The sequence below is a fragment of the Nocardia sp. NPDC003999 genome, assembly GCF_053604885.1.
This window is the reverse complement of the sequence record NZ_JBSGIB010000008.1, coordinates 174,239-191,019: the sequence shown is the minus strand read 5'-3', so window position 1 is coordinate 191,019 and position 16,781 is coordinate 174,239. Positions and strand designations below refer to the sequence as shown.

Annotated in this window: 17 protein-coding genes and 1 tRNA gene; 7 read left to right on the top strand and 11 right to left on the bottom strand. The window is 67.3% G+C overall.

Features of this window, described 5'->3' with window-relative positions:
- Window positions 1-30 precede the first annotated feature (30 nt).
- Window positions 31-675, top strand: coding sequence for an aminodeoxychorismate/anthranilate synthase component II (locus ACWESM_RS18345; RefSeq protein WP_355073392.1), 645 nt, complete (start codon window positions 31-33; stop codon window positions 673-675).
- Window positions 672-1,352, top strand: a complete 681-nt coding sequence (locus ACWESM_RS18340) for a RibD family protein (protein ID WP_355073390.1) — start codon at window positions 672-674, stop codon at window positions 1,350-1,352. The genes ACWESM_RS18345 and ACWESM_RS18340 overlap by 4 nt, the downstream gene beginning before the upstream one ends.
- 210 nt (window positions 1,353-1,562) lie before the next feature.
- On the opposite strand, the gene ACWESM_RS18335 is transcribed toward ACWESM_RS18340, so the two are convergent.
- From ACWESM_RS18335 to ACWESM_RS18300, 8 genes are all read right to left on the bottom strand, one after another.
- Window positions 1,563-1,982, bottom strand: coding sequence for a CBS domain-containing protein (locus ACWESM_RS18335; RefSeq protein ID WP_355073389.1), 420 nt, complete (start codon window positions 1,980-1,982; stop codon window positions 1,563-1,565).
- A gap of 107 nt (window positions 1,983-2,089) precedes the next feature.
- The gene (gene pknB, locus ACWESM_RS18330; protein ID WP_355073387.1) at window positions 2,090-3,991 is read right to left on the bottom strand and encodes a Stk1 family PASTA domain-containing Ser/Thr kinase; all 1,902 of its coding nucleotides are present in this window, start codon (window positions 3,989-3,991) and stop codon (window positions 2,090-2,092) included.
- Window positions 3,988-5,508, bottom strand: coding sequence for a protein kinase domain-containing protein (locus tag ACWESM_RS18325; RefSeq protein ID WP_364434152.1), 1,521 nt, complete (start codon window positions 5,506-5,508; stop codon window positions 3,988-3,990). Before ACWESM_RS18325 ends, pknB begins: the two co-directional genes overlap by 4 nt.
- Window positions 5,509-5,545: 37 nt before the next feature.
- Window positions 5,546-7,012, bottom strand: coding sequence for a peptidoglycan D,D-transpeptidase FtsI family protein (locus ACWESM_RS18320; RefSeq protein WP_355073384.1), 1,467 nt, complete (start codon window positions 7,010-7,012; stop codon window positions 5,546-5,548).
- Complete coding sequence (locus tag ACWESM_RS18315; RefSeq protein ID WP_355073382.1) at window positions 7,009-8,493, bottom strand: FtsW/RodA/SpoVE family cell cycle protein; 1,485 nt, start codon at window positions 8,491-8,493, stop codon at window positions 7,009-7,011. The genes ACWESM_RS18320 and ACWESM_RS18315 overlap by 4 nt, the downstream gene beginning before the upstream one ends.
- Entirely contained in the window at window positions 8,493-10,007 is a 1,515-nt protein-coding gene (locus ACWESM_RS18310) for a PP2C family protein-serine/threonine phosphatase (protein WP_355073380.1), read from the bottom strand. The genes ACWESM_RS18315 and ACWESM_RS18310 overlap by 1 nt, the downstream gene beginning before the upstream one ends.
- Entirely contained in the window at window positions 10,004-10,471 is a 468-nt protein-coding gene (locus ACWESM_RS18305; RefSeq protein WP_014980860.1) for an FHA domain-containing protein FhaB/FipA, read from the bottom strand. The genes ACWESM_RS18310 and ACWESM_RS18305 overlap by 4 nt, the downstream gene beginning before the upstream one ends.
- Window positions 10,472-10,676: 205 nt before the next feature.
- The gene (locus ACWESM_RS18300; protein ID WP_397278815.1) at window positions 10,677-12,077 is read right to left on the bottom strand and encodes a DUF3662 and FHA domain-containing protein; all 1,401 of its coding nucleotides are present in this window, start codon (window positions 12,075-12,077) and stop codon (window positions 10,677-10,679) included.
- 225 nt (window positions 12,078-12,302) lie between these two features.
- Between ACWESM_RS18300 and ACWESM_RS18295 the strand changes: the two genes are divergently transcribed.
- From ACWESM_RS18295 to ACWESM_RS18275, 5 genes are all read left to right on the top strand, one after another.
- Window positions 12,303-12,385 (top strand) — tRNA-Leu (locus ACWESM_RS18295).
- A gap of 113 nt (window positions 12,386-12,498) precedes the next feature.
- Window positions 12,499-13,350: a hypothetical protein gene (locus ACWESM_RS18290; RefSeq protein WP_452492716.1), complete on the top strand. Its 852-nt coding sequence runs from the start codon at window positions 12,499-12,501 to the stop codon at window positions 13,348-13,350.
- Between the two features lie 17 nt (window positions 13,351-13,367).
- Entirely contained in the window at window positions 13,368-13,568 is a 201-nt protein-coding gene (locus ACWESM_RS18285) for a hypothetical protein (RefSeq protein ID WP_452492714.1), read from the top strand.
- A 9-nt stretch (window positions 13,569-13,577) separates the two neighbouring features.
- Window positions 13,578-13,787: a hypothetical protein gene (locus ACWESM_RS18280; protein WP_452492712.1), complete on the top strand. Its 210-nt coding sequence runs from the start codon at window positions 13,578-13,580 to the stop codon at window positions 13,785-13,787.
- A gap of 341 nt (window positions 13,788-14,128) precedes the next feature.
- Window positions 14,129-14,635, top strand: a complete 507-nt coding sequence (locus tag ACWESM_RS18275) for a hypothetical protein (protein WP_452492710.1) — start codon at window positions 14,129-14,131, stop codon at window positions 14,633-14,635.
- Between the two features lie 234 nt (window positions 14,636-14,869).
- Here ACWESM_RS18275 and ACWESM_RS18270 read toward each other — a convergent pair whose 3' ends face one another.
- The 3 genes from ACWESM_RS18270 to ACWESM_RS18260 all read right to left on the bottom strand — a co-directional run bounded on the left by ACWESM_RS18270 (window position 14,870) and on the right by ACWESM_RS18260 (window position 16,763).
- Window positions 14,870-15,298, bottom strand: a complete 429-nt coding sequence (locus tag ACWESM_RS18270) for an ester cyclase (RefSeq protein ID WP_355073374.1) — start codon at window positions 15,296-15,298, stop codon at window positions 14,870-14,872.
- 143 nt (window positions 15,299-15,441) lie between these two features.
- Window positions 15,442-16,344, bottom strand: a complete 903-nt coding sequence (locus ACWESM_RS18265; RefSeq protein WP_452492708.1) for a hypothetical protein — start codon at window positions 16,342-16,344, stop codon at window positions 15,442-15,444.
- Between the two features lie 89 nt (window positions 16,345-16,433).
- Window positions 16,434-16,763: a hypothetical protein gene (locus ACWESM_RS18260; protein WP_397076931.1), complete on the bottom strand. Its 330-nt coding sequence runs from the start codon at window positions 16,761-16,763 to the stop codon at window positions 16,434-16,436.
- Window positions 16,764-16,781: the final 18 nt, after the last annotated feature.

Below are 16,781 nucleotides of genomic sequence, written 5' to 3'. Positions count from 1 at the left end.
GGTGCCGTGCGGGCACGTAATCTCGATGCCATGCGTGTTCTGGTCGTCGACAATTACGACAGCTTCGTCTTCAACCTGGTGCAGTACCTCGGTCAACTGGGTGTCGACGCGGTCGTCTGGCGTAACGACGATCCGAATCTGGCCGACGTCGCGGCGGTGGTCCGTGACTTCGACGGCATTCTGATCAGTCCAGGCCCCGGCACTCCGGACCGTGCGGGCGCCAGTATCCCGTTGGTGCGCGCCTGCGCGGAAGAAAATGTCCCGCTGCTGGGCGTGTGCCTCGGCCATCAGGCGATCGGCGAGGCCTTCGGCGCCACCGTCACCAGGGCTCCCGAGTTGCTGCACGGGAAGACGAGCGAGGTCTTCCACATCGGCGCCGGCGTGCTGGCCGGTCTTTCCGACCCGTTCACCGCCACGCGGTACCACTCCCTCACCGTGCTCGAGGACACCCTGCCGGAGGAGATCGAGGTGCTCGGGCGCACCGAGAGCGGGATCGTGATGGCGATGCGGCATCGCACCTTGCCCATCCACGGTGTGCAGTTCCACCCGGAATCGGTGCTCACCCAGGGCGGGCACCGAATGCTGGCGAACTGGTTGGGCGTGTGCGGTGAGCGTCCCGCCGAAGGGTTGGTGCAGACGCTGGAGGCGGAGGTCGCCGCGCTGGTGCTGCAGTGACCCGTCCGCATGTGCTCCTGTCGGTCGCGACGAGTATCGACGGGTACATCGACGACGCGAGCCCCGAGCGGCTGCACTTGTCCGACGCGGCGGACTTCGATCGGGTCGACCAAGTCCGCGCAGACTCCGACGCCATTCTGATCGGAGCGCAGACCCTGCGCAGCGACAATCCGCGACTGCTCGTCGGCAGCGCCGAGCGCAGGGCGGCCCGCCTCGCCGCGGGCAAGCCGGAGTATCCGTTGAAGGTCACGGTCTCCGCGAGCGGCGAGCTCGATCCCGAACTGCGGTTCTGGCACCACGGCGGCGGCAAGCTCGTCTACACCACCGCGGCGGGTGCGGCGAAGCTCACCACCCGGCTGAGCGGACTGGCCGATGTGGTGGATCTCGGCACCGAACTCGACTTCGGTGCGCTGTTGGACGATCTGGGCCGCCGGGGCGTCGACCGTCTCATGGTGGAGGGCGGCACCCGCATCCATACCGCGTTCCTCGCCGCCGATCTGGCCGACGAACTGCACCTTGCGGTGGCCCCGATCCTGGTGGGTGACGTCGCGGCTCCGCGCTTCCTCGACCCGGCCGATTTCCCGGGGGCGCCCCACCGCAGGATGCGGCTGGCGGGCGTGACGCAAGTCGGCGATGTCGCCGTGCTGCGGTATCTGCCGAAGGCCGACCGGATCTGACGGCGGGTCGTGCCACGACAAAGGGGCGACGCACCGCGGACGACGGTCCGTCGTCCGCGGCCGGGCGTCGGCTCACACCACACCTCGACCGGATTGTGCTGCCCGCCCTAACTCCCTCGAGTTCGCATCGCCGGACGGCAGACCGTTGTCGAAGTGCACAGGTCGATCCGAGAGGGCGGTGGGATACCGCCCTCCGCACCGGTTCGAAAGCTACGGACGCCCGTAGACGGCGGTCACGAACTCGCCGAGCTGGTTATCGTCCAGATGCCTGGCCAGGTCCGCTTCGCTGATCATGCCGACCAGCCGCTTGTCCTCGATGACGGGCATGCGCTTGACCCGGTTGCTCTCCATTTCATCGAGGACTTCCTCGATGTCGGCGTTGGCATCGACCCACCGCGGCGTCGCTTCGCACAGTTCCTCGACCCGGCAGTTCGCGGGGATCTTGCCCTGAGCGATGCACTTCACCACGATGTCGCGGTCGGTGACGATGCCGCACATCCGTTCGTTGTCGTCCGAGACGATCAGCGACCCGACGTTGAGTTCGGCCATGGTGCGCGCGGCCTGCTCGATAGTCGTGTCCTTGGAGATCCACTGAACGCCGGGTTTCATGATGTCCCTGGCAGTGGTCATGAGCTACCTCCTCGTGCTCAGCTGCGCTGATTGGGATGGAGCAGCATCATTCTCCCGCAATTCACACCGGTTGGTCTCGTTTTCTGGATACCGGTGACCACGCCCGATCACGGCGGACCCAGTACCCCCACACCGACCAGGATGGCGCTGTTCTTCTGGATCGAACTGCCCGCGGACGGCTGCTGACTGAGTATGCGTCCGACATTGCCCGCGTCGAAGGTTCCCTGCGGTGACTGGCTGATCTGGCTGGTGCTGCCGGTCCAACCTTCCGCGCGCAGCTTCTCCACCGCCTGCGAGACGGTGAGACCGACCAGCGACGGCATCTTCAGATCGCCCGCGGACACCTGGACGGTAACCGTGGAGCCCTTCTCCGCGTTGCTGCCGCCGGCCGGGCTGGAGGCGACCACCTCGCCCTTCGGCTTCGAGGACTGCACCTCTTGCACGACGACCTTGAAACCGTTGCCCTCGATATTCGGCTGAGCCACGTCGATCGTCTGGCCGACGACGTAGGGGACGCGAACCGCTTCCGGGCCGGTGCCGATCGTGACGACGACTTCCCAGTCCACGTCGACCTTCGAACCCGGCGACGGATTCTGCTCGATCACCTGATCCTTCTCGGCGGTGCTCGACGGTTTGCGCTCGATGTTCGAGTTGATCCGCAGGCCTTTGGAATTCAACACCTGCTCGGCCTGCTCCTGGGTCAGCCCCGTGAGCTTCGGCACCTGCACTTGGGCGGGCCCGGAGGACACCTGAACCGTGACGGTGCTTCCCTCGTCGATCCGCGAGCCGCCCAAGGGTTGGGTCGCGATGACGTTGCCCGTGGCGACCTTGCCGTCGGGCTTCTGCTGGATCGCCACCGTGAAGCCGAGCTTCTGCAGCGCGTCCTGCGCCTGTTGCGAGGACTTGTTGGACAGATCGGGAACGGCTACCTGGTCCGGCCTGCTGCCAGGCCCGAGCAGCACCCAGAACAAAGCGAAAGCCACGGCGACGGCCGCGACTGCGCCGAGCGCGATGTAGGCGGTTCGGCGCTGGCCGTTCGGTTCGGCCGGATCCTGCTCTGCGGTGTCGTCGTGGCGTTCGACGGTGCGGTAGTTCCGCGGCGGAGGCTCGTCCGCGCTCATGAAGGTGGTGCGGTCCTCGTCGGTCATCACCATGGGGGCGCTGGGCTTCTGGCCGCCGAGTACCCGGATCAGGTCGGCGCGCATCTCGGCGGCGGACTGGTACCGGTTGGCCGGGTTCTTGCTCATCGCCTTGAGCACGACCGAGTCCAGCTCGCGGGGCACCCCCGCGTGCACGTGCGATGGCAGCCGCGGATCTTCCCGGACGTGCTGGTAGGCGACGGCGACCGGGGAGTCACCCGTGAAAGGCGGCTCCCCGGTGAGGATTTCGAACAGCACACAACCCACGGAGTAGACGTCCGAGCGGGCGTCCACTGTCTCTCCGCGCGCCTGTTCCGGCGAGAGGTACTGCGCGGTGCCGATCACCGCCGCGGTCTGCGTCATCGGGTTGGAGCTGTCGGCGATCGCGCGCGCGATGCCGAAGTCCATCACCTTCACCGCGCCGGACCGATTGATCATGATGTTGGCGGGCTTCATGTCGCGGTGCACGATCCCGGCCTTGTGGCTGAAATCCAAGGCGGCGCAGACGTCAGCGACGACTTCCATCGCTCGGCGCGGCGGCAGCGGCCCCTTGCCGCGCACGATGTCACGCAGTGTGTCGCCGTCGACGTACTCCATCACGATGTACGGCAGCGGGCCGCCGTCCACCTCGGCCTCACCGGTGTCGTAGACCGCGACGATGGCCGGATGATTCAGTGCGGCGGCATTCTGCGCTTCGCGCTTGAACCGCAGGTAGAACGTGGGATCGCGGGCGAGGTCCGCCCGCAGCACCTTGATCGCCACGTCGCGGCTCAGCCGGATGTCGCGGGCCTTGTGCACCTCGGACATACCGCCGAACCCGATGATCTCGCCCAGCTCGTAGCGAGACGAGAGATTCTTCGGGGTCGTCATGGCAGTCCTTGCGAAGAAGTGGCGGATCCGCTGCGAGTGGCCGAGGGCCCCCGGGCACCGGGAATCTCCGGGAATGGTAGGTCGAGAGTCGGGATGCGCGGGCGCGTTGCGGTGGCAGTGGGCGCGGTGGTCGTCGGCTTCGTCGTGCTCGGTGCCGTGGTGGTGGGCGGCGCGGTGGTCGTCGTCGGCTCCGGTGTCGTGGTCTTCGGCTCGGTGGTGGTCGGTTCGTACGTCTCGGTTTCCACCGGCGCGGGCGCGGGCTTGGGGGTGGTCGTGGTGGCCACCGGCGGGACCGGCTTCGGGTTCGGTGCGACCGTCGCGGTCGGCGACGGCGTGGAATCCGGATTGGTGTCGCCACCGAAGAGCAGGTAGGCCGTGAGCGCGGCGAGCAGGACGGCGCCGATGCCGAGCCCGGTCAGCCATTTCTGGGCAGTGGTGAACCGCTTGTCGCCACCGGGCGGTCGATCGCCCGCCGTGCCACGGCTCAGCACGGTGGCCGGAGCCGCGATCGTGCCCCCGCGATTCGCCGCGCCCACCGCGCCGGCCGCGGGCGTCGAGTAGCGCACCGTCGCCCCGTCGAAGTCGGGTGGCGTGGAGGGGATCACGGCGGTCGGGCCCGGCGGGAGCACCCGCGTGGCGCCGGTCAAGGGCGCGGCGGAATGGGTACCACTCGGCGGCGGCGGACGCCGGCCCGCGCGCACCGCGGCGACCGCGTCGGCGAACTCGCCGCCACTGGCGTAGCGGCGCGCCGGGTCCTTCTCCATCGTGATCTCGACCAGTTCGCGCACGTTGCCGGGCAGATCGGCCGGCATCGGGGGCGGCGTCTCACGCACGTGCTTCATGGCGACGGTGAGCGCGCCGTCGCCGGTGAACGGCCGCTGGCCTGCCAGCACTTCGTAGCCGACCACGGCGAGGGAGTAGACGTCGCTGGCCGCGGTGGCGTCCTCGCCGACCGCCTGTTCCGGTGCGATGTACTGCGCGGTGCCCATCACCATGCCGGTCTTGGTCACCGGGGAGGCGTCCACCGCCTTGGCGATACCGAAGTCGGTGATCTTCGCCTGACCGGTCGGGGTGACCAGGATGTTGCCCGGCTTCACGTCGCGGTGCACCACGCCCGCGCGGTGCGCCACCTCCAGGGCACGGCCGGTCTGCTCGAGCAGGTCGAGGCCCTGGGCGACCGATAGCCTGCCCAGGCGGTTGAGCACCGTGTTCAGCGGCTCACCCTGGACGAATTCCATGACCAGGTAGGCGATCTCGCTGCCCTGCGGGTCGATCGTCTCGCCGTAGTCGTAGATGCCCGCGATGCCGGGGTGATTCAGCTGGGCGGTGGTCTTCGCCTCGGTGCGGAATCGATGCCGGAACGTCGGGTCGGCCGAGAACTCCGACTTCAGCACCTTGACCGCGACCCTGCGGTCCAACCTGGTGTCCAGCGCTTCCCAGACCTGGCCCATGCCGCCGGTCGCGATCAGTCGCTGCAGCCGGTACCGGTCGGCGATCATCGCACCGTTGTTCAGCATCGAGGTCCCCGTACCTTCACTCGCACATCCATATCGTTCAGCCCCCTCGAAGACCGGCGTCGAGAACCGCGCGAGCCACCGGCGCGGCGACCGAGCCACCGGTCGCGGCAAGCGCCCGGTCCCCACCGTTCTCCACGATCACCGCGATGGCGATCTTCGGGTTCTGCGCGGGGGCGAACGCGATGTACCAAGCATGCGGCGGCGTGTTGCGCGGGTTGCTCCCGTGCTCCGCGGTGCCGGTCTTGGACGCGATCTGATAACGGGTCTGGTTACCTCCAGAGGTGTTGCCCTCCGACGCGATCATCAGGTTGGTCACGGTCGACGCTACATCGGCGCTGACGGCTTGGCCGACCGAGACCGGCTTGGTCTTCGACAGCTCGCTCAGATCCGGGCCCTGCAACTGATCCACCAGGTAGGGCTCCATCCGGACGCCGCCGTTGGCGATGGTCGCCGCGACGACCGCGTTCTGCAGCGGGGTCAACGCCACGTCGCGCTGCCCGATGCTGCTCTGGGCCAGGGCGGCGTCGTCGGAGATGGTGCCGACGGTGCTCTCCGCCACCGGCATCGGGATCCCTCGGTGCGGGCCGATGCCGAACGCGGCCGCCTCGTCCTTGAGATTCGCGGCACCCACCTTGACGCCGAGTTCGGCGAACGCGGTGTTGCACGAGCGACGGAACGCTTCGAACAGCGAAGCTGTCGGGTTGGGACCGCACGTGGAGCCGTTGTAGTTCTCCAGCGTGGTGCTGGTGCCGGGCAGCGTGATGTTCGGCGCGGCGGTGAACTGGTCGTCGGGAGTCGCGGCGCCGTTGGACAGCGCGGCGGCGGTGACCACGACTTTGAACGTGGATCCGGGCGGATAGGTCTGCGAGATGGCGCGATTCAGCATGGGGTGGCGCGGATCCGCGCTCAGCGTTTCCCACGCCTGGGTGCCGCGCGCACCGTCGTGCCCGGACAGCAGGTTCGGGTCGTAGCTGGGCGTGGAGACCATGGTCAGGATCTTGCCGGTGCTCGGCTCGATCGCCACCACCGAACCGGTGTAGCCCTTGCTGGTCATCTGGTCGTAGGCCACCTGCTGCATCAGCGGGTTGAGCGTGGTGACCACGTTGCCGCCGCGCGGGTCGCGGCCGGAGATGAGGTCGACGAGGCGGCTGCCGAACAGTTGACTGTCGGACCCGTTGAGCACCGAGTCCTCAGCACGTTCCAGTCCGGTGCTGCCGTACTGCATCGAGTAGAAACCGGTGGCGGGTGCGTACGCCTCCGGCTCGCTCGGGTACGTGCGCAAGTACTTGTAGCGGTCATCGGTCGCGACCGAGCCGGCCAGCACGGTGCCGCCTGCCGAGATCTGCCCGCGCTGGCGGGCGTACTCGTCCAGCAGAACCCGGGAGTTGCGCGGATCGGAGCGCAGGTCGTCGGCCTTGATCACTTGGACGTAGGTGGCGTTCGCCAGCAGTGCGACGACCATCACCATCACCGCGATCGCGACTCGGCGTAGTGGAGTGTTCATGTCAGCGGCCCCGCCTCCGGTCGCCCGCCATCGCGCCGCAGCAGTTCGGTCTGCGCGTCGGCGATCGGCGCCGGTTCCTTCTTGCGCACCGGGGCGGGTGCGCGGGCGGCGTCGGAGATCTTGATCAGCAACGCCAGCAACGCGTAGTTGGCCAGCAGCGAAGACCCGCCGTAGGACATGAACGGGGTGGTGAGACCGGTCAGCGGAATCAGCTTGGTCACACCCCCGACCACGACGAACAGCTGGATCGCGATGGTGAACGACAGGCCGGCCGCGAGCAATTTGCCGAAGCTGTCGCGCACCGCGAGTGCGGTGCGCAGCCCGCGCACGACGAATACCAGGAACAGCGCCAGCACCGCGGCGAGCCCGATCAGGCCGAGTTCCTCGCCGATGGTGGTGACGATGAAGTCGGTCTTGGCGAACGGCACCTGGTTCGGCCTGCCGCTGCCGAGGCCGGTCCCGGCGAGACCGCCGGTGGCCAGGCCGAACAGCGACTGCGAGATCTGATAGCCGGTGTTGTTGTAGTCGTCGAACGGGTGCAGCCAGGTCTCCACCCGGACCCGCACGTGGCCGAACAATTGATAGGCGAAGACGAATCCGAGCGCGAGCAGTCCGCCGCCGATGACCAGCCAGCCGACCCGTTCGGTGGCGATGTAGAGCATCACGAGCACCGTGCTGAAGATCAGCAGCGAGGTGCCGAGATCCTTCTCGAACACGAGCACGCCGATGCAGACGACCCAGACGGCCAGGATCGGTCCGAGGTCGCGGCCGCGCGGGAACTCCATGCCGAGCACATGGCGACCGGCGGCGGTGAAGATCTCGCGCTTGGCCACCAGGACCGAGGCGAAGAAGATGATCAGCAGGATCTTCGCGAACTCACCCGGCTGGACACTGAACCCGGGCAGCCGGATCCAGATCTTCGCGCCGTTGGTCTCGGAGAACGCGCTCGGCAGCAGAGCCGGAATGGCCAGCGCGACAAGGCCGATGAGGCCGAGGGTGTAGCTGTAGCGGGCCAGGGTGCGGTAGTCGCGCAGCGCGATCAGCAGCGTGATGAACACGAGCGTGCCCAGCGCGGTCCACAGGATCTGCTGATTGGCGTCGGGGGAGGGGGTCGCCCACGAGTTGTAGGCGGCGGTCTGCTGGTCGGCCAAGTCGAGCCGGTGGATCAGCACGAGACCGAGTCCGTTGAGCAACGCCACGATCGGCAACAGCAGGGGGTCGGCGAACGGGGCGAACCGCCGCACGGCCAGGTGCGCCACCGCGAACAACGCCAGGTAGGCCAAGCCGTATTTGGCGATATCCAAGGTGATCGACTGTTCCTGACTGGCCTCGACCAGGAACAGGGACACCGTGGTGATCACCGCCGCCGCCCCGAGCAGCAGAAGTTCGACGTTGCGTCTGGTGCTCGGCGGTGGCGCGGGAGCGAAGCCGCCCGGGGGACTGGGAAAAGCCCCAGCCGACGGCGGTGCCGGCGCGGACATCAGTCCGTCACCCGGCAGTTCTCCCCCGCGGTCTGGGGGGCGGGCGACGCGCTCGACGGCGGGACAGGAGCCTCCGACTTCGTCGGTGTCTTGATTTCGGTGCCCCTGGCGTCGCCCTGTTCCGGCGCCGGAGCCGGCGCGGGCGCGGGCGCGGGCGCGGCGGTGGCCGGAGCGGGCTGAGCGCCGTTGGGCGCGGGGGCCGGGGTTTCGGCAGGCGACGGGACGACACCCGGCTGCGGCGCCGATTCCTTGACCGGGCACGGCGGCAGCAGTTCTCGCTGGGCGAGGTAGGTCATCGAGTCCCTGGCCTTGTCCAGCGAGCCCGGCGGCAAGCCCTTGTCCACCTGCTCGCGGCCGGTCTGCTTCAGATCGGTGACCTTCAGCGGCTTGCACGCCGACGGCAGACTTTCGCCGGGGTCGGTCAGGGTGAGTTCCCCGTTGCGGGTCACACATCCGACGAGATTCACGTCGTGGATCGAGTAACCGAGGATCGAACCGGGCAGCCCGCGCAGGATCACCACCGAACCGTCGTCGGCGCCGACGTAGTAGTTGCTGCGGATCATCTTGTAGCCGACCACGAGCCCGACGCAGACCGCGACGATGAGCGCCAGCGCGAGCACGATCCAGCGCAACCGGTGCGACTTCTTCGCGGGCGGCTCGGGCGCGGCGGCGGCCCGGCGCGGCGCGGCGCGCGGCGGGCGCAATGCGGAGGCCCGGCCTGCGGCGGTGTTCGGCGGCGGCGTGTCCTCGTCGACGCCGGAGGCGGCGCCCGCGACGATCGGGTGGCTCTGGCCGTAGTCCAGGTCGATGACATCGGCGACGACGACGGTCACGTTGTCCGGACCGCCGCTGCGCAACGCCAGCTCGATGAGCCGGTCGGCGCACTCGTCGGTGCTGCCCTCGCGCATCGTGTTCGCGATGGTCTCGTCGCTGACCACGTCGGAGAGACCGTCGGAACACAGCAGGTAGCGGTCACCGGCGCGCGCTTCGCGCATGATCAGCGTCGGCTCGATCTCGTTGCCGGTGAGCGCGCGCATGATCAGCGAGCGCTGCGGGTGCGTGTGCGCCTGCTCCGGTGTGATCCTGCCCTCGTCGACCAGCGATTGGACGAAGGTGTCGTCCCGGGTGATCTGGCCGAGCTCGCCGCCGCGCAGCAGGTAGGCGCGCGAGTCGCCGATGTGCACGAGGCCGAGTTTCTTGCCCGCGAACAGGATCGCGGTGAGCGTGGTGCCCATGCCGTCGAGCTCGGGCTCCTCCTCGACCTGATCGGCGATGGCGGCGTTGCCTTCTCGGGTGGCCGCGTCGAGCTTGCCGAGCAGATCGTCGCCGGGCTCGTCGTCGTCGAGGTGGGCGAGCGCGGCGATCATCAACTGGGACGCGACTTCTCCCGCGGCATGGCCGCCCATGCCGTCGGCGAGTGCGAGCAGCCGGGCGCCCGCGTACACGGAATCTTCGTTGTTGCCTCGGACGAGACCGCGGTCGCTGCGCGCTGCGTAGCGGAGAACAAGTGTCACGATCGCAGCTCGATCACTGTTTTGCCGACACGGACAGGCGTGCCGAGTGGAACACGGACGGCGGTGGTGACTTTCGCGCGATCGAGGTAGGTGCCGTTCGTCGAGCCGAGGTCCTCGACGTACCAGTCGTCACCACGCGGAGACAGTCGCGCATGCCTGGTCGAGGCGTAGTCATCGGTGAGTACCAGCGTGGAGTCGTCCGCACGCCCGATCAGCACCGGTTGGGTGCCGAGCGAGATGCGAGTGCCGGCGAGTGAACCCTGAGTCACCACAAGAAATTTGGCGCCCTTCTGGCCCCGGCTGAAGGAAGGCAGCACCGCGGAACCGCGTGCGGCCCTGGGCTGGATCCGAATGCCGGATGCCGCGTAGATGTCGCTGCGCAACGTGCGCAGCACAGCCCACACGAACAACCACAACAGCAGAAGGAACCCCGCACGGGTCAGTTGCAGGATCAGTCCCTGCACGGCGCTCCACCTCCTGTTCGACCGTGTACGTCGGTGCCGTAGGTGCGGTTCGACCACCCCCACCAGCCTGCTGGTCTTGCCGGCCCCGGTGTCGGCGCCGCGCGTGTGTTGGCAGCATCATAGGGCCGTCGGTCGATTTCGATCACGATACGACCGACGATTCCCTCGAGAGCCATGTCGTGACCTGCACCGCGAGCTTACGGGATCAGACGATACGGATCAGGATCTCGGAGTGCCCGGCACGGATGACGTCACCGTCGGCGAGCTGCCAATCCTGCACGGGGGAGCCGTTCACCAGGGTGCCGTTGGTGGAGCCGAGGTCGGACAACATCGCGGTCTGCCCGTCCCAGCGCACCTCGATGTGCCTGCGAGAGACGCCTGTGTCGGGCAGCCGGAAGTGCGCGTCCTGGCCGCGGCCGATGATGTTGCTGCCTTCCCGCAGCTGGTAAGTGCGGCCGCTGCCGTCGTCCAGCTGAAGCGTCGCCGAATAGCCCGAACCGGCCTGCGGGGCGGCGCCGTAGCCTTGCCCGCCCGCGTAGCCCTGCTGCGCGCCGTACCCCGGTTGCTGCGAGTATGCCTGACCGTAGCCGCCCTGGTCGTCCTGAGCGTAGCCGCCTTGGTCGGCGTAGTTCTGATCGCCGTAGCTCGGATCGGTGTACCCCGACTGCCCGTAGCCGGGCTGACCGTACCCTTGCTGGCCGTAGCCTTGGTCGGCGTAGCCCTGCTGGCCGTAGCCCTGGTCGCTGTAGCCTGGCTGGCCGTAGGCCTGGTCGCTGTAGCCCGGCTGGCCGTAGGCCTGGTCGCCGTAGCCTTGCTGGCCGTACCCGCGCTCGCCGTAGCCGCTCTGCTGGCCGTAGCCGGACTCGCCGTAGCCGCCCTGCTGGCCGCCGTAGCCGGACTCGCCGTAACCACCCTGCTGCCCGTAGCCCTGGCCACCCTGCGGGTAGTCGTAGCCGTTCTGATAGTCGCCGTAACCCTGCTGCGCGTCCGGAGCCTGGTAATCCGCCCCGTATGCGCCGCCACGGCCGTAGTCGTCGCGGTACGCGCCGTTCTGCGGGCCGCCGCGTCCGGCAGGCGGTGGAGCGTACCCGCGGTTGCGTGGATCGGACTCCGCGGGCTCACGGCTCGGGTCGTAGCCTGAGTTCTGCGTCATGGGGCCAGCTCCTGGTTGCGGGTGTGCAGGTCGTTGTGGCGGTGATTCGGGGCCGCGAGCCGCGCTGGCTCTGTGTCCGGCGTCGGGATCGACGCGGCCACTCGCCCTGAACTGTCCGGTGTGCAGCGTAGGTGATGCCTCGAACGCCACGTGTACTTCGCCGTAGGTCTGCCAGCCTTGCTCGCGGATGTAGTCCTGTAGATGTTTGGCGAATGCGCGGGTGGTGAGGTCGTGGTCGGCATCCAACTGCTGGTGATCGGAGGTGTTGATCGTGATCACATAGCTGTTGGGTGCCAGCAGGTGCCCGCCGCCCAGGTCCTGGACATGATCGGCGGCCTCGCGTTGCAGCGCCGCCTCCACCTCCTGGGGTACGACACTGCCGCCGAAGACTCTGGCGAACACGTCACCGACGGCGCCTTGCAGGCGACGCTCGAATCGCGAAACGATGCCCATCTCGGCCTCCCTTCGGTGCGCGTCTCTTCCTGATTCGTAACAACGACACGCGTGTATGGCGTGTCGTTAATCGACCACGTTCATTGCATGATATCCACGATCGTCCACACCTGTAACTCTTGGCGACGGCCCCAGGTTCCCGGACCCGTTCAGCCCCCCGGTCAGGCCTCTGAAATGGCGATTTCGTATCCAGCGCGCGGCCGTGATACTGTCTCCCAGTCGCTCGGGCGAGTGGCGGAATGGCAGACGCGCTGGCTTCAGGTGCCAGTGTCCTTCGGGACGTGGGGGTTCAAGTCCCCCTTCGCCCACAATTTCGACGCAGGTCGGGGGCATAACCAACAGGTTATGCCCCTTCTGCGTCCACACAGCGGTCCACAGGGAATCTGAGGGGATTCGGCCTGAGTGCAAGGACCCGTGCTTCATGGCGACAACACCCAGCATTCGCGTCCGCAAGGATGGCTCTACCTACTCGCAGGTGCGCTACCGCATCATCCGTGACAGCAAAGCGGTACAGACGTCCCAGAGTTTCGACGATCATGCTGCCGCTATTCGATGGGCGCGGCTGCTCGACCGCGTCGGCCCGGCCGAGGCCGAGGGCGTCCTCGCCGCCCAACTCGGCGCCGTGGTCGACACCATCACATTGAAGGTATGGCTTCACCGATACGTCGACAGCCTCGGTAAGAGTGTGGACGAGGAGACCAAGCGCAAATACCGGCGCATGATCGACCGCGACATCGTTCCCTTCTTCAACGGGGAGCACCTGCCCGTTGATGGTGTGACCCCCGAGCTCGATGCCGCGTGGGTCGAGTGGCTCGAAACCGAGTTCGACAATGCGCCGAAGACCATCCGTAATAAGCACGGCCTGCTGTGCGCTGCGATGGGTGCGGCGGCCCGGCAGCGGCCGACTCCTTTTATTCCGTGGAATCCGTGTGCCGAGACCAAGTTGCCGAAGTGCTTCGGCGCGCGAGGTCGACCACCTGAGCGAGGACGAATACGAGCTCATCGAGCAGCTGCTCGCGCCGTTCTGGCGCCCGTGGTGGGAGTTCGGCGTGCTGAGCATTGCCCGGCCCGGCGAGCAGGGCGCGCTCACCGTCGGCGACATCGACCGCAACACCGGCGGCGTCTCGATCACGAAAGCGTGGAAGTGGGCCAACGGCCGGATGCGCCTAGGCGACCCGAAGACCGAGCGCGGCGTCCGCACGACGTTCGTTCCGCTCGAAACGGTCGCGCAGCTCGACCTCGACCGCCCGGCCGACGCCTTTCCTGTTCCTGACGCCGAGCGGATTACCGGTGACCTCGGCGCGGTTCTGGCAGCAAGCCGGAGCTCCGGCGGTCGCCCGCCTCGAGGCGCTCGCCGCGGGCGACCGCGCACCGTTCACCGGCGCGGCCGGTTGGGAAGGGCTGTCGTTCGACGAGCTGCGCCGCCGCTACGGGCACCTCGTCGGCCGCCTCATGTCCAAGCGCCTCACCCCTGTATTGCACGAGGCATAAGGGGATTTCGTGGCGTCTGCAGGACGGCGAGCCGATCTGGGTCGTATCGCGCGACGCGGGCACTCGTCGATCGCGATCACCGATAAGCGGTACGGGCGCATCTCGGCGGTGGCATCCGCGGCGAGCGCGCAGGCCGTCGCAGACAGGCTGCCCCGGCTGCGCGGCCGGGTCCTCGATATGGAGCAGGCGCGCCACCGCCGTCTCGTCCGGCTCGGCTAGATCGGCGAGATCGAGCGCGTCGCGACGGGTTTCGAGGCGGTGTGGATGGACGCACGCGGGCTCGTGCAGTCGCAGGTGTTCGACGCCTCCGTGGGCGGAGGGGAGCCATCTGGTCGAGGTTGCGCGCCTCGAGTGGTAGTTGTAACCAACAGAGGGGCTACCAAAAGCACGGTTTACGCGCGAATTGCCGGGGTAACAGTGACCGTGAGCGAGTACCACCTGATCGTTAGAAGCAGCGGCGACACCCGACGACGAGGAAGAACCGAAGCGAGGCGGGAGAGGGAAAGCTTCGCCGAAGATGTCCGGCACAGCAACCAGTGGTCTCCACCGAAAGAGGCGGCATGGGAAACGTGACTCCGGCGCCAAGGGAACCGAAACACAGCTTTTGGACGTCAGTCCCCGGTATCCTCACCGGAATCGCAGCGGTCATTACGGCCGTCGGGGCGATTATCGGCATCTATGTCGGTACGAAGTCCACACCGCCGGCTCAGCCGCCCACGACGGCCGCACCGACGTCCGCCCCATACGGCGGCGCGTACGCCGATCCAGCGGCGACGATCTATTTGCAGTACCGAGGCGACTCAAACCAGTGCGCCTTGCAGTTGACGACGAAGATCGCAGGAAAGACCGTCTCGATACCGAATACCGCATCCACCATATCCGTGAGCGGGGTGCCTCCAGGCGCACAGAAGTACGAGGTCGCGGGCCAGATCGCCTGCCCGACCCTTGGAACGTTCGATGCTTACGGCTCCGGGACGATCAATGTCACCAGCGGTAATACATATTACTACTGGTGGTCGCAATCCCCAGGTACCAAGAATGCCACCGTCACAATCGGAACTCAGTGAAATCCCATGTGGACCACGTCCACAAATCGGGCTATTCTTTGCCCCGACCAATCCCCGTGAATCCCGACTAATCCCGATGAAACCCAAGGTCACACGCTGCTAGCTGGGCGATACGGCGGTTCAAGTCCCCCTTCGTCCACAGACGAAAGCCGCGCATCAAGTGTTGATGCGCGGCTTTCTCTTTGTAGTCGGGAGGCCGCGTCGACCGTGTGACGGATGTCCCGACCCGGCCGGTCAGTGTCTTCCCACCGCGGGTAGCACTCCCAACTGTTGCAAGAACCCGAGCACGTCCTTGTCGGACCACTTCTCGGCGAGCTTGCCGTCGGCGATCCGGTGGATCGCGGTACCCGTCACCGTCAGTTCGCGCCCGGTCGCCGGTATGCCGGGCAGGTCCCTGGTGTGACGCCCGTACGCGGTCAGCCGCGTGACGACCCGGTCGCCTTCCGCGACTTGGTCCTCGATCTCGTGCCGCCCTGGAGTGGCGGCCCAGAACATGCGAAAGGCCTGCTTCAGGCCTTCTCGGCCGGGGCCGAGGCCGGGAAACGGCGGCGGCGAGTGATCGATGTAGTCCTCCGCGACGAGGTCGTCCATGGCGTCGATGTTTCCCGCGTCGATCTCCCGATAGAACCTGCGGACCAGTGCCTTGTTGGTTTCCAGCGACATGATCGGGCCTCCTCCTCGCGGGTCGAGCGAACCGTCGAGGCGGTTCGCCGAGTCTCGCGTCGTGTGGCAGCAACCTATCTCATTCGAGATGGGCATACCCAACAAGATTTATGGCGAACTATCAGCAAATGCAGTGCGCCGCGTCAGACCACCAGCCCGTGGCGGTCGAGGAAGCGCTGTTCGAACGCGGCGACGAATTGCCCATGATCGATGGCCGACGACGACTGCACGAATTCGCCGTCGTCGGCGATATAGAACACCGCTCGGTGGGCTGGTGTGTTCTCGGGAGCGGGCACGTGCACCATCCAGCCGAAGCGCAAGCGGTCGGCGGTCAGCTGCGCCAGCGGGTATCCGGTGGTGTCCAGCTGCCGACCGGTGATGTAGTCCCGTACCCGGCTGATCGCCTGTTCGGCGGGCATCGGCTCGGGCGCCGTGGACAGCAGTCCTGCGGCCGAGAATTGATAGAGCGCGCCGTCGATGTCGAAACGGCTGTCATCGCCGAAGACTGCGATCAGCGCCGCTCGCGTCACCCCTCCCGTCTCGGCGGCGGACAGTAAGGCTCCGATGGCCTCCGACGCGTCCTGATCCGGGAGCAGGCCCGCCACGATCTTGATGGTCGTTTCCCGCGTCCACACGCCCGGCACCGCGGGCGCGCATTCCTGCGCGGACGGTGACTGCCCGCGGTACCAGCGCCCCGCTTCCCACCAGTAGCAGAAGGGCAGCAGGCCCGAAGCAGCCCGCGGATTCAAAACCGGGTCGGCGACCCAATCCGGCGCGCCGCCGTACAGCTCCGGCATCGGTGCGCCCGCGTTGTACACGGCGTCGAAGGTCGGCGCATTCCATACTCCGCCGGACAACACGGCTCGCCCGGCCGGAAGCGCGTGCAACGTCGATCCACCGCGTGCGGTGCCTTCGAAGACGCCGACCCAGGGCAGCATCCGCGGACCCCATTCCGACTTCGCGGCCACGATGGCCGCACGCTCTTCGTCGGTGAGCGGCGTGTCCAGTACCCGGACCTGGCGAGCCCCCGGTTGCCCGGAGAACATTGTCCTCTGGGATCCTCCTCGTCACCGTCTCTTCTGTTCTCTAAGTTGGGAATTGACCGGAGAATGGAATCAGTTGTCGCCGGAAGCGGTCAGGCGGGCAGGGGCGTGTGCGCGCGGCAGGAAGCTTCGGCGTCGCGTTCGGTGATGCGGATGTACAAGCGGATCAGCACGTCACGCAGAGTGACGCCCAGTTCGGCCGCGTGGATGGCGGCCAGTTCGAGTGCGAGGTCGTTGGTGAGCGTGCCGGGATCGCTGAGCATCTCGTCGAGCACCATCCCGCTCATGGCCTGCTCGCGGGTGAGACTGACGGAGGGCAGCCAACTGAGTTCCCAGGCGGCGCCGGAGGGCAAGGGAAGCAGCCACGCTTTTTCCGGAGTGATATCGCTGGTGATGATCGAATCGGTGATGTCGAGTGCCATGATTCGCTCTCATTCACT

Excerpts from the sequence above, each read along its gene's own strand:
- ACWESM_RS18290 (WP_452492716.1), top strand. The coding sequence starts at position 12,499 with ATGGCGACAACACCCAGCATTCGCGTCCGCAAGGATGGCTCTACCTAC.
- ACWESM_RS18260 (WP_397076931.1), bottom strand. The coding sequence starts at position 16,763 with ATGGCACTCGACATCACCGATTCGATCATCACCAGCGATATCACTCCG.
- ACWESM_RS18265 (WP_452492708.1), bottom strand. The coding sequence starts at position 16,344 with ATGTTCTCCGGGCAACCGGGGGCTCGCCAGGTCCGGGTACTGGACACG.
- ACWESM_RS18325 (WP_364434152.1), bottom strand. The coding sequence starts at position 5,508 with ATGCTGAACAACGGTGCGATGATCGCCGACCGGTACCGGCTGCAGCGA.
- ACWESM_RS18275 (WP_452492710.1), top strand. The coding sequence starts at position 14,129 with ATGGGAAACGTGACTCCGGCGCCAAGGGAACCGAAACACAGCTTTTGG.
- ACWESM_RS18345 (WP_355073392.1), top strand. The coding sequence starts at position 31 with ATGCGTGTTCTGGTCGTCGACAATTACGACAGCTTCGTCTTCAACCTG.
- ACWESM_RS18335 (WP_355073389.1), bottom strand. The coding sequence starts at position 1,982 with ATGACCACTGCCAGGGACATCATGAAACCCGGCGTTCAGTGGATCTCC.
- ACWESM_RS18315 (WP_355073382.1), bottom strand. The coding sequence starts at position 8,493 with ATGTCCGCGCCGGCACCGCCGTCGGCTGGGGCTTTTCCCAGTCCCCCG.
- pknB (WP_355073387.1), bottom strand. The coding sequence starts at position 3,991 with ATGACGACCCCGAAGAATCTCTCGTCTCGCTACGAGCTGGGCGAGATC.
- ACWESM_RS18270 (WP_355073374.1), bottom strand. The coding sequence starts at position 15,298 with ATGTCGCTGGAAACCAACAAGGCACTGGTCCGCAGGTTCTATCGGGAG.
- ACWESM_RS18320 (WP_355073384.1), bottom strand. The coding sequence starts at position 7,012 with ATGAACACTCCACTACGCCGAGTCGCGATCGCGGTGATGGTGATGGTC.
- ACWESM_RS18300 (WP_397278815.1), bottom strand. The coding sequence starts at position 12,077 with ATGGGCATCGTTTCGCGATTCGAGCGTCGCCTGCAAGGCGCCGTCGGT.